The sequence below is a fragment of the Streptomyces sp. RGM 3693 genome (genome assembly GCF_050471125.1).
GTDB lineage: Bacteria > Actinomycetota > Actinomycetes > Streptomycetales > Streptomycetaceae > Streptomyces.
In genome coordinates, this window is the sequence record NZ_JBMPPQ010000003.1 from 1,039,309 (window position 1) to 1,054,677 (window position 15,369).

Consider the following 15,369-nt stretch of genomic DNA (forward strand, 5'->3'; position numbering starts at 1 on the left):
GGCGAACTTGAGCCATGACCACATCACGGGACTTGATGATCACCGCCCTGGACGTGGCGCCCGACCGCCCCGTCGAACAAGGTGACCTGTCGCTCGCGCTCGCCGGGGCCGAGGTGATCGACCTCCTCGCGGCCGAGGCCATCGCGCTGGACGACGATCGCATCGTGCCGGGCTACCGCCCCACCACGCCCGACCCCCTGCTGGACCAGGCCGCGGCGTCGCTGGTCCGCGAGACGCCGTACGAGTCGGTCGGCGACTGGCTGTGGCGCCGGGGCCGCGGCCTGTCCGCGGCCTATCTGGCGACCCTGGAAGCGGACGGGGTACTCAGTCGGCAACCGCGTCGCGGGGTGCATTTCCGGGCCGGTCACATCGTGCTGGCGGATTCCCCGGACCGACGCGCCGCGGCGCACCGCTGGGCCTCGGACGAGCCCATCCTGGCCTTCCTGGGGACGGCGGTGGGGATCCGCGGGGCGGACGGGGACGGCTCCGCGCACTCCCCGAGCGTGGACGACGACGGCGTGGACACCGTGCTCGCCGCGGTCCACGACGCGCTGATGCAGCTGGAGGCCCTGCGGCAACGCCGGGCCATCGAACAGGCCGCCTTCGACAACATCTGGCGCGGCGATTGACGCGCCCAGCCGGCTCACCGATCCGGTTCCGCGTCCGCTTCGGCTTCCGCTTCGGCTTCGGCTTCGGCTTCGACCCAGCGCGCGAGGTTGGCCAACGCCATGCGCGTACCCGCCTCGTTCGCCGCCGCGGGGACGGCGTCCGGGACCCCCTCGTGGACCATCACGACGGTGGTACCCGTACCGGCGGGGACGAGCGTGGTGGTGAGCGTCATCGTGCCGGCGAAGCACGCGTCGTCCGTCTCGAACCGGAGCACCTCGACAACCTTCTCGAAGGGCACCAGCTCCGCGAAGCGCCCGTGGTACGTGTCGGTGCGGTCCGCCGACTTCCCGGCGCCGGGCCGTCCGTCGTCGTAGCTGAGCGAGACCCGGAAGGCACCGCCGACGCGGACGTCGAACTCGTGCACCCGGCAGGTCATGCCGTCCGGGACCCGCCAGTTGGCGATGGCCCGGGCGTCGAGCAGTGCCCGGTAGACGGCGGCGGGCGGGGCGCCGATGTAGCGGGACGCCTCTGTCGCGTACATGTGCCAAGCCTAGGGCGGCGTTGCCGTCGGGGGCCTCGGCATTCCTCACCCCTGTCCCAGGGGGACCAGTGACGGCCCTGAGGCGCACAACCGCGGGCGTCCCGTGATCCCGTGCGCCACTGCCGTGCGCGATGTCCGGCGCGGTACGTTCGTCGTTCGACCGACGCACTGTGTGTGCAGTGCCCAGGCCCACACGACGAGCGCCGGGTCAGGACCGAGTCTCGTGCGTGGGGAGATCACCTGTGGCTGACCGACCCTATCCCTACCGAACCGCGCTGATCACCGGCGCCTCCAGCGGCATCGGAACGGCCATGGCACGGCAATTGGCGGCCCGGGGCGTCTCCCTGGTGCTCGTCGCCCGCCGGGAACGACTCCTGCGGGACCTCGCCGAGGAGCTGCGCGCCCAACACACCATCGAGGTGGAAGCGCTGCCGGCCGACCTCACCGACACCGGCCAGACGGCACAGGTGGAGGCCCGGCTCGCCGATCCGGCCCGGCCGGTCGAGCTCCTGGTCAACAACGCCGGTTCCGGGGCGTCCGGCGTCTTCGCCAACCTCCCGGTGGAACGCGAGGAGGCCACGCTCCAGCTGAACAACCAGGCAGTGGTGCGGCTCTCCCGCTCCGTGCTGTCACGGATGCGCACCGAAGGGCGCGGCGGGATCCTCAACGTGTCTTCTCTGACGGGCGAGTTGCCGTCGCCCTCGCTCGCCACTTATGCCGCGACCAAGGCGTTCCTCACCCATTTCTCGGAAGACCTGGCCATCGAGAACCGCGGCTCCGGCATCCACGTCACCGTGCTGCTGCCGGGCCTGACCAAGACCGACTACTTCGCGTCGAACGGCCTCACCCCCGCCTCGATGCCGGGGTTCTTCTGGCTGGAGGCGGACCGGGTCGCCGCCGCCGGACTCAAGGCCGTCGCGGCCGGCACCCGGCGCTGCGTGCCCGGGGTGCCCTACAAGGCCGTGGCCGCGCTGCTCCCCTTCACGCCCCGACCCCTCAGGCGGGCCCTCGGACGTTATCTGTGGCATCGGTGATCCGACTCCCCTCGCCAAGGGGCTGCGCATCGATGCCGATGCGGGCATCGCCATCGTTATGGGTACCGCTGTTGGCATTGGCACCGTTGCTGGCATTGGCACCGTTGCTGGCATCAGTGCCGTAGTTGGTGTCAGTACAGCTGTTGGTCTCGGTACAGCTGTTGGTCTCGGTACAGCTGTTGGCGTCGGTACAGCTGTTGGTCTCGGTACCGCTGTTGGTGTCGGCCAGGCGCTTGTCTATGGCCGCGGTGATCGCGGGGATCACCGCGGTCATGCGGGGCCGCCAGCCGGGCACCGCGTTGACTTCGCAGAGGGTGTGGCCACCGTCGGCGGTGAAGAGCAGATCGACCCCGGCGATGGTCAGACCGAGCGTCTCGGCGGCCCGGACCGCCAGGGCTTCGCCCTCCGGATAGCGGCCCAGACACAGTTCGGCGGAGGCTCCCCGGGCGAGGTTGGAAACCAACGCCCCGTCACGGGACGCGCGGATCTGGGCGGCCACCGGTTCGCCGTCCACGACGACCACCCGCAGGTCCCGGCCGTGGGAGGCGGCGACGTACTCCTGGAAGATCAGCGGCACCTCTTGGGCGAGGCTGCCCGACACCGCCTGCAACAGCCCGGTGTCGGGGACGAGGAACACGGACGCGCCGTTGCGTCCGTTGACCGACTTCACCACGCACGGCGTCTCCACCTGGGGACTGCGCACCACCCCGGCCAGGGGCGCGGTGGCGTACGACAGCGTGTCGGGCACCGGGAGTCCGGCCACGGCCAGTTCCTGTAGCTGCCAGACCTTGTTGCCGCACAGGTGGTGGGAAGCTGCCGAGTTGATGAGGACCGCACCCAGCCGTTCCAGGTGTCGGAGCAGCGTCAGTTCACGGTTCTGCACCATGGAGCCGGGCGTCTGCCGCACCAGGACGACTTTGGGCGGCGGCACGTCCTGGCCGCCGAGGGTCTGCAACACCAACCGGCCGTCCCGGACACCGAAGAGGAGTTCGTCGGAATGCCAGACGGCGAACCGCGGACCATAGGCCCGCTCCAGTGCTTGGCTCAGTGCGCGGGTTGCCCTCATCAACGGCGCAGGGTGTTCCCGCGCCAGCACCCAGACCTCGGCAGGATTGACGATCGCCGACGGCATCCACGCTCCTTTTCCGTAACTGACCCGCCCCCGAGGGTAGCGGTGACGCGCAACGCCATGCATGTCGTGAGGGGACCGCAGGCGTCCCGGACGCCTCAGGTGCTTCAGGTATTTCAGGCGCCCTCGTCGAGGCTGAGCACGGTGTGCAGCAGGCCGGGGAAGCGCTCGTCGAATTCGAGGCGCAGCGAGACCCAGCAGCGGGTGCCCTCCGGTCGGCTGCGGGTGATGCCGCCCTGCCGGAGTTTCTTCATGTGGTGGCTGAGCGTGGACTGTGCGACGCCGAGGTCGAAGTCGCCGGCCAGGTGTTCCCGGCTGTCGGTCAGCACGCGCACGATGGCGCGGCGGGTCGGATCGGCCAGCGCGGCGAGGGCGTCGGAGAGCGACACCGAGGAGAGCTGCGGGTGGTCGAGTGCGCGCATGGCGCCAGTGTACGCACTCCATCGATTATCGACGAATATCGATGTATGGTGGGCGGCAGGGAGCCCGGAGGCTTCGACGAAGACCGAGCACGACGACAGGGGAACGTCATGATCGTCGACCATCGCGTGTACACCGTCCAGCCCACCCGCGTCGCGGACTGGGTGGCGCTCTACCGGGAGAAGGGATACCCGCTCCAGGAACGGCACCTCGGCCGGTGCGTGGGCTGGTACGTCCCGGTCGAGGGCCGGCTCGACCAGGTCGTTCACCTGTGGGCCTACGAGGACCAGGCGGACCGGGAACGACGCAGGGCCGCGCTCTACGCCGACCCGGAATGGCAGGCGTACCTCGCCGAGATGAAGCGGGCGGGCCTGCTGCTGAGCGCGGAGAACCGGATCCTCGCGCCAACCGACTTCTCCCCGGTTCAGTGATGAACGCCCTCACCGACAGGGCCTAGCCGACGAGGGACTGGGTGCCGAGGGACTGGGTGCCGAGAACGGTCAGTAGGGCCAGGCGTTCGGCGTCCTCGGTGCCGGGCTCGGCCGTGTGGACCATGATGCGCAGGTCGCTGCCCGCCACCGTGAGCACGTCGCAGTCCAGCGTCAGCGGAGCGCGCGGCGGGGCCGGCATGATCGCCCCGGTCCGATGCCTGGACCGGGGCGACCCCTGGTTCCCGGGTGGGGGACGGTCGTGGTCCTGCCGGTCTCACCCGGCAGGGGCCATCGCGCCGCCCGCGGCCAGCGACGGCACGGCATCCGGCTTCGCCACGACCGGGGCGGTGCGGTCCGCGGCGGAGCCGGATCCGTGTTGCACGGTCCAGCCGGTGGAGCCGGTCAGGAGGGTGCGGAGGGCGGGGTCGCGGACCGCGGTGGTGCCGTCCGTGACGTTCGCCGTCAGCCGGTGGGCGCCACGTCCCAGCGCCAACCCGCGCGTCGGCACCCGGTCGCGATCGCGGTAGCGATGGAGTTCGCGCCCGTCGAGGAACCAACGGACGGTCACCTTGCCGTGGGCGGCGTCGTTCGTCCGAGGCAGGGCGAGGCGGGCCGTGGTGTGCCATGCCTGGGCGCGGTCGGTCGGGGCGGCGGGGGTGGCGTGCCGGTAGAAGCCGGCGATCATGGCCTCCGCACCGGGCAGGTTGAAGGGCTTGCCGAGGGTGCGCATCAGGGAGTCGTCGGTGGGGCGGTACAGCCCCTTGACGTAGTAGTTGCCGCCCTCGTACGCCCCGACGGTCCCGCCGTCGGGTGAGGTTTCGCCCAGCCAGCGGTACCACTTGGCGCGGGTGCCGGCCATGCCGTCCGCGTTCAGCACCGACGAGTTGGCCTCGGGCTTCTCGGGCCCGGTGTACTGCTCGTACTCGGGGACGCCGGGGTAGAAGTACTCGTCGGCGAGCTTGCCGAGGGAGTGGCCGGTCTCGTGGACGGCGACCTGACTGGAATCCTGGTTGTGGGCGGCGGCGGTGGCGATGCCGTCGTAACCGAGGGTCGGACTGGCCTCGTTGTAGCCGGCGCCGCCGTACTTGCTGCTGTTGGCCAGCACCAGCACCAGATCGGCTTGTGGGGCCTTGGCGACGTAGGCGTCGACCTTCTGCTGGTCGATGCAGAGCAGCCGCTCCAGGCCATCGCACCAGAAGTGCGCGCCGAGGGCGGTGTTGCGGGTGACGTCCTTGCCGGGGTCGCCGCTGACCCCGCTCTCCGCGGAGACGGCGTCAACGGTCCAGACGTTGAAGAGCTTCTGGTACGTGCGGTAGGGCTCCACACCGAGGAAGTCGTTCCACTTCTTCTTGGCATCCGTGTGGAACTGGTCCAGTTGATCGGCGGTGTAGCCGTCACCGATGACGACGACGTCGAGGCGGTCTTTGGTGTCGCCGTTGTCGATCACCTTGGTGACCTGACCGTCGGCCGCGTGGGCGGGCGCCGACGCAACGGCTCCCGGGGCGTGCGGGAAGCTGCGGGGGACGTCCCGGTAGCCGGATCCCGCCAGGCCACCGGCGGGGCCGGGGACTTCCACGCGGACCTGGGGGTTGGGCGCGGCCTCGGCGGGGCCGGAAAGGCCCGCGAGCGCGAGCACACAGGCCCCCACGACGGCACCCATCTGTCTGGTACGACGCCTGGGTATGTGCACGAAGTACTCCTCAATGTAGGCAAATTGACGGAGAGTTGGATAGGTGGATAGGTGGATAGGGATGAGCCAAGGGCGGGCCACGTGCGTTCCGGGTGCGAGCCGGATGATGCGAACCGGATGCGAACGGGACGCGAACCGGCCGGAACGCCAGGCAACGATGGCACGGGACGCCCCTACCCGCGCCGTGGTCGTCGCCCACCAGCGCGAAATTGTGAATCCGGGGTCGGAGTGTGAATACGGAGCGGCGCGCGGGAGCGGCCCGCGGGCGCCGAACGAGCGGTCCGGCGCCGCACGTTGGAAATTTCACAGGGGGTGCCCGCCGACCACCCGCCTCGCCCTTGTCTCGGCGCCAACCTTCGGAACGGGGCCCGCGACCGCACCGTCACGGCCGCTCTCACCTCTCTCGCAAAACCGCTGGCCCGCCCGGTCCGCCCCCTGACAGGGTGCCCAGCCGTGACAGACATCGACAGCATCCGGATCACCACGCTCGCCGAGCGGCCGTCGTTGATCCCTCGCCTCTACGAGATCGCCGAGACCTGGCCGGCCTTCATACCGCACGATCCGGTCGCGACCGCCTTCTTGGGCCGGGTCCCCGAGGACTTCCCCCAGTACTGCGTCGCGGCGACCGACGGCGACCGCGTCGTGGCCCGCGGGCTGAGCGTGCCGTTCGATGCCACGCCCGACGGTCGCGAGGAGCTGCCGGACCGGGGGTGGAACCAGGTCCTGACGTGGGCCTACCGCGATCGGCGCGACGGGTGCAACGGCTGCAACGGGTACGACGGCGTGCACCGGCACGGCCACCACCGGGGGCCTTGCCCCACACCCCGCACCGCCAGTGCGTTGGAGATCACGGTGGACACCGGATACCTCGGGCGCGGGCTCTCCTCCCGCCTACTGGCCGCGCTGCGGCACACCGTCGGCCAACAGGGGCACGACGCACTGCTGGCCCCCGTGCGCCCCACCGCCAAACACCGTGAACCGCGCGTCCCCATGGCCGACTACGTCCGTCGGCGGCGCGACGACGGGCTGCCGACCGACCCGTGGCTCCGCGTGCACGTGCGGGCCGGCGGCACCATCGAAAGGATCGCCCCGGCATCGATGACGGTCAGCGGGTCCCTGACACAGTGGCGGCGGTGGACCGGCCTGCCCTTCGACCGCGACGGACACCTCGAAGTCCCGGGCGCCCTCGTCCCGGTGCACTGCAACACCGCACACGACCACGCCGTCTACGTCGAACCGAACGTATGGATCCGGCACCACGTGGTGCGGCCGGATATCCCTTGTTCCTAGGCCCCCGCAGATCGGGGCGGGATGGCCGTGCGCCCGCCGGTCGGTCACCGCTGGACGACGAGCAGGGTTACCCCTGTTCGGCCACCCCACACGTCCCGTTCGCGGTGACATCGATCATGGGCAATCCCTGCCCGGCCTCGTAGCATGGCCCGCCGCTCCGGACGGGGCGGGCAGCTCTCAAAGGAACGGAAACCATGGCAGTACGGGCAAAAAGCAGGCTTGCGCTCTTCGGCACCGTGGGAGCACTGGCCGCCGCGGTCTTCGCGAGCAGTGCGCTGTGGCCGGGCGGCAGCGAGGCCGAGGCCGTCGGATCGTCGTCGCGGGTCGCCTCGGTGGAGCTGAAGCACTGGCCCGCGCCGGTGGCCGAGAAGCTCGGCAAGGTCATCACTGACCACGACCACAAGGGCGCGTACGCGGTCTTCGACGCGGACAACACCACGTACCGCAATGACTTGGAAGAGGCCCTGCTCCCCTTCTTGGAGAGGAAGGGCGTCCTGACCCGCCAGACCATGGCACCGTCCTTGAAGGTCATCCCCTTCAAGGACACGGCAACCCACAAGGAAAGCCTCTACAGCTACTACAACCGCCTGTGCGAGGTGGACGACCAGGTCTGCTACCCCTGGGCGGCGCAGATCTTCTCGGGCTTCACCCTGAAGCAGCTCAAGGGGTACGTGGACGAACTCCTGGCGTACCGCAAGCCGATCCCCGCCGAGTACTACGAGAACGGGAAGCTGACCAAGACGGAGGTGCAGGCACCTCGCTTCTACCGGGGCATGCAGGAGCTCTACAAGGCACTGCGCAGGCACGGGGTGGAGGTGTACGTGGTGAGTGCGGCCTCCGAGGATCTGGTGCGCATGGTGCTGAGCGATCCCCAGTACGGGTACGACGTGAAGCCGGAGAACGTCATCGGCGTCTCCATGCTCCTCAAGAACCGCAAGACCGGCGAGGTCACCAGCTCCCGCAAGGAGATCGCGGCCGGCCACTTCGACCCCGCGAAGCTCGCCGACCGTGAGTTGACCCCGACCCTGTGGGCCCCGCTGACCTGGTACGAGGGCAAGCCGGCGGCGATCAACACGTATATCGACGAGTGGAAGAAGCCCATCCTCGCGGCGGGTGACACCCCCAAGAGCGACGGCCCGATGCTCTTCCATTCCACGGACGTGCAGAACGGCGGCGTCCGGGTCTGGGTGAACCGCAAGGAGAGCTCCATGAAGGAGCTCGACGAGATGAAGCGCTCCAACGCCGAACGCCAGAAGGAACTTGGGCAGCAGGTCACGGCCGACAAGCACTGGCTGACGGTGACACCCGCGCAGATCGACTGAACCGTCACCCCGGTCCACCCCGCAGTTGGGCCGCGGCCGGCCGCGCCTCCGCCGTGTCGGCGTTCCCCCGCCCGGTCATGACGACAGGTCAGGCCGACTGCCGCGGCGGAGGTCGCACCGGCCGGCCCACCGGCCGCCCCCTATGCTGGTGGCCGCCCGGCCGAATCTGACCGAGGCGACGACGCGGGAGGGGTTTGTGGCAGCGCTGGATCCGGACGACCCACGTGCCATCGGCGGATACCAGTTGCTGGGGCGGCTGGGCGTGGGCGGCATGGGGCGGGTCTTCCTGGGGCGCTCGCCGGGCGGCCGGCAGGTCGCGGTCAAGGTGGTGCACGCCGCGCTGGTCGACCAGCCGGACTTCCGCTCCCGGTTCCGCAGGGAAGTACAGGCCGCCCGCGCGGTCAGCGGGGCGTTCACCGCGCCGGTGATCGACGCCGACCCGGACGCGGCCGCGCCCTGGCTGGTCACCAGTTACATCGCCGGTCCGTCGCTGGAGAAGGCGGTCGCCGACCGCGGACCGATGCCCGCGCCGCAGGTGTTCGCCCTGGCCGCCGGGCTCGCCGAGGCGCTGGTCTCGATCCACAGCGCGCACCTCGTCCACCGCGACCTCAAGCCCTCCAACGTGCTGCTCGCCGAGGACGGCCCGCGGGTCATCGACTTCGGGATCGCCCGGGTCGTCGAGGGCAGCTCCCTCACCGTGACCGGTTACGCGCTCGGCTCCCCGGGCTTCATGTCGCCGGAGCAGGTGAACGGCGAGGAGATCGGCCCGGCGAGCGACGTCTTCTCCCTGGGGACGGTCCTGACGTACGCGGCCACCGGCGGCAACCCGTTCGGCAACGGCCACCTGGCCTCCCTCCTCTACCGGGTCGTCCACGACACCCCCGACCTCGACACGGTCACCGACCCCGCGCTGCGCGCCCTGATCGCCGACTGCCTGACCAAGGACCCCGCCCGGCGCCCCACGCCGCGGGAGCTCCTGGCCCGGTGCGCTGCGGGTGCCGCGGCAGCCGCACCGGTCGTGGGCGATGACGTACCGCCCGCGACCGACCGCAGCAGCGGGACGCCGCACGGCACCACACCGGCCGGTCAGCAGCCCGGAGTCATATTCGACCGGGGCGCCGGAGCCAACGCCGGAAGCCCGGCCGGCTCCCGGACTCCGGTGCCGGCCCACCCTCGGACGGTGCCGGGCACCCCCGGGGTGGGGCCGACGGCCGTCGCCCACCACGAGGCGTCCGCCACTCCCCCGCCGGGGCCGGCAACGCCCCGTCCGGTTCCGGCCGCCCCGGCGGTCCGGCGCGGCACCACCCGCCGTACGCTCCTGATCTCGGCAGCCGCCGCGGTGGCCGTCGCCGCGGTAGGTGTCCCCGTGGCCCTCACACTCAGCCACGACGCCGCCCGGAGTTCCGCACCGACCCTGCCCACCAGCCCGCAACCGGTCGGGGCATGGCGACTCGACGAGCGGTCCGGCACGTACGCGGCGGACACGACCGGCACCCACAACGGCACCGCGTCCGATGTCCGTTGGGGCACGGGCAACAGCGGCGCCGCCCTCTTCAACGGCGTCAGCAGCCAGATCACCACGCGCGGCCCGGTGCTCAACACCGCCCCGGGGCACAGCTTCACGGTCTCCGCCTGGGTCTACCTCACCAGCGCGAACGGCTTCGCCACCGTCGTCAGCCAAGGCTCCGCCGACAGCAGCGCCTTCTACCTCCAGTACTCGGGCGCCGACCATCGATGGGCGTTCTCCCGGCCTGGCGTCCGCACACTCGCGGCCGAGCCGCCCGCCATGAACACCTGGACCCACCTGGTCGGGGTCTGCGACGCCGCCGCCCAGCGGCTCCACCTGTACGTCAACGGCACCCAGCAGGGCACCGCCAGCGACACCCGCCCCGCCACCACCGCCGGCTCCCTCATGATCGGCCGCGCCACCTTCGACGGCCGGCCCGCCGACTTCTTCACCGGCGGCATCAAGAACGTCCAGGTCTTCGACCAAGCCCTGTCCGCGGACCGGGTCGCGGCGTTGGACTAGGGGACGTCTCCCCGCTCGGGCCACGGGTGTGCGGCCGGAAACGGGAATTTTTTGGCTCCTTCGCGCGTTGCGGGGACGACCTGATCGTTTGATGTGTGACACGACGGCGGTGCCGTCGTCGGGAGAAGTGAGCAACCCATGGCCATGGTGGGCCTGTTCTGGATCGCCGAAGGCGACGTGTACGTGGGCGCGAAGCCGTCCGGTCTGGCTCCCGGGGTACGCCTGGCTCCCGAGGGCGTGATGGCCCTCGGCGACGGACAGTCCGGCTTCTACCTGTGGGAGGACCTGCATGCCGTGACGGTGGCGGGCGTCCCCGTGAAATCCCTGAAGCGGCAGGTCAGCGCGGTCAAGGACCTGGCGCTGGACACGGTGCTGAACTTGGCTCTGACCATGGGCCCAGGCCGGACCGGGGAGGCTCCGCCGATGCTGACGGTGCGCGTGGCATCACCCGACGGCGACCACGAGTTGACGGCTTACGCGGCCGCGGCCGTCGGCTACTCCCCGACAGAGGTCGACCTCTCCCAAGCCCTCCTGTCCCGCCTCACGGAGGGCGCCGCGACGATGGCCACGACGCTGGCGGCGATGTCGAAGTGGGGCCGCGCGTGGGAGGGCGGGTCGCCTCGGGGGACAGTGCGGGAGCGGTTGTTGCGGGAATGGGTGGGCTAGAGCTGCCGCTCACCAGCGGAGCCCGCTGGGCAATTCCGCTCGACGGTCACTTCCTTTGCATGGCTGTTGACCTCCTCGTGGGTGGGGCGGACCGCCGTGTCAGAAGGCTGATCGTGCTACTGACAACGCTGCCGACTCGGGGGCAATGGGGCTTGCCAGCCGTTGACTTGGCTGCCGAGGACCAGAAGGGTGCCGACGCCGTGCCGGGCCACGGCCCTGCCAGGCAGTGCGCTGGAAGGCGACCTCAGAGCCGGGTTGGGGTTCGGGGCGCGCCGAACCAACGGGTGAGCGCGGCGCGCAGGCCGTCCGCGTCGCCCTCCGGACCGGCCCAGCAGACATGCCCGTCCGGCCGGACCAGCAACGCCTCGTCGCCGTCGGCCGCGGGTCCGCGATCGAGACGGTCAAGACGGTCAAGACGGTCAAGACTGTCGCTGCGATCGAGACAGTCGAGGCGGTCGAGGCGGTCGACTCGATCCGCCCAACCATCCCTCGCGGCGGCGACCGCTGACGCGGCGTCGGCCAGCAGGGTTCCGCGGCCGGACGGCAGCCGGACTCCGGACGCCCGCGCACCGAGCAGCGGGTGCTCGGGCGCGCCGGGCATCGGGTAGCGGATGTCGGTGCCGGCGATCATGGCGGCGACGCGGCGGTTGGCCTCCGGCGCGGCGAGCAGGTCGGCGAGCAGGTCGCGCACCGCCACGGCGTCCGGGTCGGGGAGCGTCAGCACCATCTGAGCCCGGGTGTTGGCCAGCACCCGGGCGCCGACCCGGTGGCGCTCGGCATGGTAGGTGGCCAGCAGCCCGTCCGGGGCCCACCCTCGGACCACGGCGGCCAGCTTCCAGCCCAGGTTGAACGCGTCCTGCATGCCGAGGTTGAGGCCCTGCCCACCGGCGGGGGCGTGGATGTGGGCGGCGTCACCGGCCAGCAGCACCCGGCCGTCGGCGTACCGCTCGGCCTGCCGGGAGGCGTCGGTGAAGCGGGACGCCCAGCGGACGGCACGCAGTTCGCGCGGCGGGCCGGGGCAGCGGGCCAGTGCCGCGCGCACCTCGTCCGCGGTGACCGGGGCGTCGCGGTCGATGCCCTGCTGCTCGGGGCCGCCGAGGATGAGTCGGTGTACACCGTCGCCGAGCGGGAGCAGGAAGGCGACACCCTCGGGGTTCGGGCTGAGGTCGGGGAGGCGCCAGGACGTGCCGGGGTCGTTGGATTCCGGCTCCACGGCGGCGAGTTCGATGTCGGCGACGGCCATGCTGACCCGACCGTCCCGCCCCGGAAAGGGCATGCCCAGGATGCGGCGCACCGCGCTGCGTCCGCCGTCCGCGCCCACCAGGTATCCGGCCCGGACGGTGCACTCCGCGCCATCGGGCCCGAGGAGGGTGGTGGTAACGCCGTCCGCGTCCTGCCGGAACGACGTCAGCTCGCGGCCCCGCAGCACCGGGACGCCGTACTCGGCGAGGTGGTCCTCCAAGAACTCCTCGACCCGGGCCTGCGGGATGCCGACCTGGTGCGGGAACGCGGTGTCCAGTGCGCCGTAGTCAAGCGGCAGCCCGGCGAAGTGGCCGGCGGGGAGGAGGGCCAGCGACCGGTCCAGGACCGGCTCCAACCAGCCTCGGCAGTCCAGCACCTCGGCGGTGCGCGGCTGCAGGTTGAGTGCTTTGGACTGGCCGGTCCGGTGGGGCAGCCGCTCCGCGACGGCCACCCGCACCCCGGCCAGGCCCAGCTCGTTGGCGAGCAGCAGACCGGTCGGGCCGGCCCCCGCGATGAGCACCTCGACGTCGGTGTCCACGGCTCCCCCTACAGCTTCATGCCGTGGCGGGTGATGTACCAGTTGTGCCACCCGAGCAGCCCGCCGAGCATCACCAGCCAGAGCACGGTGCTGGTGAGCGGGAAGGAGTCCACCGGGATCGTGTACGCCAGCACCACCCGCAGCATCGCGTCGAGCAGGAAGACCGCGCCCCACACCGCCGTGACCAGCCGGAGGTGGTGACGGAACGTCGGCTCCGCGTCCCACCGCGCCTCCCATTCGACGAGTCCGGCCTCGCCGACCTTGGCGATGACGATGCCGCGCGAGGCCGTCATGATGAACGGACGCCTGGTGAGCAGTGTGCCGAGCACCCAGAGTCCGATCGCGGCGGTCAGCCAGCTGTCCCGGATCATCAGCACCCGCGGGCTGCCGGTGATCAGGGTCAGCAGCGTCCCGACCACCACCAGGCTCAGCGTGAACACCGCCATCGCCTCCACGCGCCGCTGCCGCACGATGCCGTAAGCGATCCACGGCAGCAACAGCAGGCCGCCGACGATCATCGAGAGCCACTGGCCGGCCCCGGCCGCACGCAGTCCGTAGTAGGAGCCGAGCGGGAGGACGAGCTCGAAGAGCAGCTGCGCGGCGAGCCGACGGCGCAGCGCCGCGGTGCGGCGGCGGGCGGGCGCTGCGGCGGCGGCCTCGTCCGTGTCGGTCTGTGGTGCCCGGTGCGTTGCCATGATGTGTTCCCCCGTGTCTGCTGTGGTCATGACGTGCTCCTGGTGGCGCGGTCGAACAGGTCGGCCAACTCGCGGCCGGCGGCCCGCACATCGAGATCGGGATCGTGGGTGGCGCGGCGCACCACGTCGTCGATGGCGGCGCGGATCGCCCGCATCATCACCCACGGGTCGAAGTCGCAGAACTCGCCCGCGCGCTGCGCCTTGCGGATCTGCTCCACCTGGACGGCGAGGTTCGCCTCGGTCGCCGAAAGGAAGGTGACCATGCCGGGGTCGCTGCCCCGGAGGTTGGAGAGGATCTCGGTGATCGCCGCGAGGTGGTTCGGGTACTCGGCGAACAGGTCGAGGTTGCCCTCGATGGAGGCGCGCAGGCGGCCCGCGTAGCTCTCGTGGGCCTCGATGCGGGGACGGATGTACCCCTCAGCGAGCCGCAGCACCTCGGTGACGACCTCGCTCATCAGGTCGTCCCGCCCGTCGAAGTGGTAGGAGATCATCCCCGTGCTGCTCAGCCCGGCGTGCTTCGCGATCTTCGCGAACGAGGCCCGGTGGTACCCGACTTCGGCGATGACGTCGATAGCCGCGGCAACGATCTGGGCGCGACGGCCCGTCTCCGTGAAGGAGGGCTTGGTCCTGCGTCCCGCCTTTTGCTTGGCTGCACTATCCCTTGCTTGCATGAGCAAGACGGTAGCGCGATTTGCTCACCCGAGCAAGAAGTGATGGCGCGACTGTCCCCGGTACGGCGCGGCCCGCCCCCGCGGCTCGCACCTCCCGCACCGACGCGATCGCCTCCTGCCGAAAGCACGACCACCCAGCACCTCAGCGCTCTTCGGCGACCCGGCACCCCGGCGACCCGGCGACCCGGCGACCCGGCACTGTCAGTGGCAGATGTAAGGATCGCCCGTATGAACAGTGGTCCCCTCTGCCCCCTCCACCTGCGACAGATCACAGCTCCTGATGACGTCACTGCGGAGCTGAGGCAAGCACTCACCGCATGCTGGATCGAGGTCACCAACGCCGGCGGGGCAGCAGGATTCCCCTTCCCGCCCATCGACGCGGGCCAGGCCGCGCCGGCCGTCGACTCCCTCGTCGCGGGCCTTGCTCGTGAGACGAGCCGCCTCGTGATCGCATCGATCGACGGCGACCTCGCCGGGTGGCTGAATGTTCGGCGTGATCCCTTTGAGCTCATAGCGCACTGGGGGACGCTCCACCACGTCCAAACGCGGACGAGTCTGCGAGGCCGCGGCATCGGGGCCGCCCTCATGCATCACGTTCGCGAGATCGCCCGCGACGAGATGGGGCTCGAACAACTTCACCTGGCTGCACGCGGTGGCGTCGGGCTGGAGGACTTCTACGGCCGCCTCGGCTGGAAGGAGATCGGCCGTTGGCCGGGCGCCCTTCGCCTCGCCCCCGGGGACGATCGCGACGAAGTCCTGATGATGCTGGCACCGCTCTAATACCGAGCGACGGCCTCAAGCCCGCAGCCACCGCAACGATCCGCGCCCACCTGGTCCACGTCCCCGCCCGGATCGCCCGCTCCGCACGCCGCATCACCATGCACCTACCGCACAACTGGCCCTGACAGCACGCCTGGACACAGCCGCTCGAAACGGCCCGCGCCCCACCCGAACCCGTCCGACAGCCCCTTGACCACCCCGCCCGCCAGCTCCCGACCGGAAGAGGGTGCCGGAAGACCGAAGGTCCTGTGCGGGATCCTGTTCGTCCGCCACACCGGCATC

The 15,369-nt window shown here is 70.9% G+C and carries 15 protein-coding genes and 1 pseudogene; 8 read left to right on the forward strand and 8 right to left on the reverse strand.

The window, feature by feature from the left end:
- Positions 1 to 14: 14 nt before the first annotated feature.
- Positions 15 to 629: a GOLPH3/VPS74 family protein gene (locus ACO0M4_RS32895; protein ID WP_430374726.1), complete on the forward strand. Its 615-nt coding sequence runs from the start codon at positions 15 to 17 to the stop codon at positions 627 to 629.
- Between the two features lie 14 nt (positions 630 to 643).
- On the opposite strand, the gene ACO0M4_RS32900 is transcribed toward ACO0M4_RS32895, so the two are convergent.
- Positions 644 to 1,150: an SRPBCC domain-containing protein gene (locus ACO0M4_RS32900; RefSeq protein WP_430374728.1), complete on the reverse strand. Its 507-nt coding sequence runs from the start codon at positions 1,148 to 1,150 to the stop codon at positions 644 to 646.
- A gap of 242 nt (positions 1,151 to 1,392) precedes the next feature.
- Between ACO0M4_RS32900 and ACO0M4_RS32905 the strand changes: the two genes are divergently transcribed.
- Positions 1,393 to 2,184 (forward strand): SDR family NAD(P)-dependent oxidoreductase, encoded by a 792-nt coding sequence (locus ACO0M4_RS32905; protein ID WP_430374729.1) that lies wholly within the window; start codon positions 1,393 to 1,395, stop codon positions 2,182 to 2,184.
- Here the strand turns inward: ACO0M4_RS32905 and ACO0M4_RS32910 are convergent.
- Both ACO0M4_RS32910 and ACO0M4_RS32915 read right to left on the reverse strand, forming a co-directional pair.
- Positions 2,147 to 3,316, reverse strand: coding sequence for a RimK family alpha-L-glutamate ligase (locus tag ACO0M4_RS32910; protein ID WP_430374730.1), 1,170 nt, complete (start codon positions 3,314 to 3,316; stop codon positions 2,147 to 2,149). The two genes, ACO0M4_RS32905 and ACO0M4_RS32910, sit on opposite strands and share 38 nt — an antisense overlap.
- 113 nt (positions 3,317 to 3,429) lie before the next feature.
- Positions 3,430 to 3,735, reverse strand: coding sequence for an ArsR/SmtB family transcription factor (locus tag ACO0M4_RS32915; RefSeq protein WP_430374731.1), 306 nt, complete (start codon positions 3,733 to 3,735; stop codon positions 3,430 to 3,432).
- A 108-nt stretch (positions 3,736 to 3,843) separates the two neighbouring features.
- Here ACO0M4_RS32915 and ACO0M4_RS32920 point away from each other — a divergent pair, with 108 nt between their 5' ends.
- On the forward strand, positions 3,844 to 4,164 hold the full coding sequence (locus ACO0M4_RS32920; RefSeq protein ID WP_430374732.1) for an NIPSNAP family protein: 321 nt from the start codon (positions 3,844 to 3,846) through the stop codon (positions 4,162 to 4,164).
- Positions 4,165 to 4,186: 22 nt separating this feature from the next.
- On the opposite strand, the pseudogene ACO0M4_RS32925 reads toward ACO0M4_RS32920, so the two are convergent.
- Together ACO0M4_RS32925 and ACO0M4_RS32930 are read right to left on the reverse strand one after the other, a co-directional pair.
- A pseudogene (locus ACO0M4_RS32925) lies at positions 4,187 to 4,354 on the reverse strand (transcriptional regulator); the annotation flags it as partial.
- An 84-nt stretch (positions 4,355 to 4,438) separates the two neighbouring features.
- Positions 4,439 to 5,854: a M64 family metallopeptidase gene (locus tag ACO0M4_RS32930; protein ID WP_430374733.1), complete on the reverse strand. Its 1,416-nt coding sequence runs from the start codon at positions 5,852 to 5,854 to the stop codon at positions 4,439 to 4,441.
- A gap of 453 nt (positions 5,855 to 6,307) precedes the next feature.
- Between ACO0M4_RS32930 and ACO0M4_RS32935 the strand changes: the two genes are divergently transcribed.
- The 4 genes from ACO0M4_RS32935 to ACO0M4_RS32950 all read left to right on the forward strand — a co-directional run bounded on the left by ACO0M4_RS32935 (position 6,308) and on the right by ACO0M4_RS32950 (position 11,161).
- Complete coding sequence (locus ACO0M4_RS32935) at positions 6,308 to 7,144, forward strand: N-acetyltransferase (protein ID WP_430374734.1); 837 nt, start codon at positions 6,308 to 6,310, stop codon at positions 7,142 to 7,144.
- Between the two features lie 194 nt (positions 7,145 to 7,338).
- A complete protein-coding gene (locus ACO0M4_RS32940) occupies positions 7,339 to 8,466 on the forward strand; it encodes a haloacid dehalogenase-like hydrolase (protein ID WP_430374735.1) in 1,128 nt (375 codons plus the stop codon).
- A 196-nt stretch (positions 8,467 to 8,662) separates the two neighbouring features.
- Positions 8,663 to 10,495: a protein kinase domain-containing protein gene (locus tag ACO0M4_RS32945; protein WP_430374736.1), complete on the forward strand. Its 1,833-nt coding sequence runs from the start codon at positions 8,663 to 8,665 to the stop codon at positions 10,493 to 10,495.
- 138 nt (positions 10,496 to 10,633) lie between these two features.
- Entirely contained in the window at positions 10,634 to 11,161 is a 528-nt protein-coding gene (locus tag ACO0M4_RS32950) for a hypothetical protein (protein ID WP_430374737.1), read from the forward strand.
- A gap of 244 nt (positions 11,162 to 11,405) precedes the next feature.
- Here the strand turns inward: ACO0M4_RS32950 and ACO0M4_RS32955 are convergent, their stop codons facing one another.
- From ACO0M4_RS32955 to ACO0M4_RS32965, 3 genes are read right to left on the reverse strand one after another with little or no spacing between them, the layout of a single operon-like run.
- Positions 11,406 to 12,941 carry an FAD-dependent monooxygenase gene (locus tag ACO0M4_RS32955; RefSeq protein ID WP_430374738.1) on the reverse strand — a complete coding sequence of 512 codons (1,536 nt, stop codon included), beginning with the start codon at positions 12,939 to 12,941 and terminating at the stop codon, positions 11,406 to 11,408.
- A gap of 8 nt (positions 12,942 to 12,949) precedes the next feature.
- The gene (locus ACO0M4_RS32960) at positions 12,950 to 13,666 is read right to left on the reverse strand and encodes a VC0807 family protein (RefSeq protein ID WP_430374739.1); all 717 of its coding nucleotides are present in this window, start codon (positions 13,664 to 13,666) and stop codon (positions 12,950 to 12,952) included.
- Positions 13,663 to 14,307 carry a TetR/AcrR family transcriptional regulator gene (locus ACO0M4_RS32965; RefSeq protein WP_430374740.1) on the reverse strand — a complete coding sequence of 215 codons (645 nt, stop codon included), beginning with the start codon at positions 14,305 to 14,307 and terminating at the stop codon, positions 13,663 to 13,665. Before ACO0M4_RS32965 ends, ACO0M4_RS32960 begins: the two co-directional genes overlap by 4 nt.
- Before the next feature lie 228 nt (positions 14,308 to 14,535).
- Here ACO0M4_RS32965 and ACO0M4_RS32970 point away from each other — a divergent pair, with 228 nt between their 5' ends.
- Complete coding sequence (locus tag ACO0M4_RS32970) at positions 14,536 to 15,087, forward strand: GNAT family N-acetyltransferase (protein ID WP_430374741.1); 552 nt, start codon at positions 14,536 to 14,538, stop codon at positions 15,085 to 15,087.
- Positions 15,088 to 15,369 lie beyond the last annotated feature (282 nt).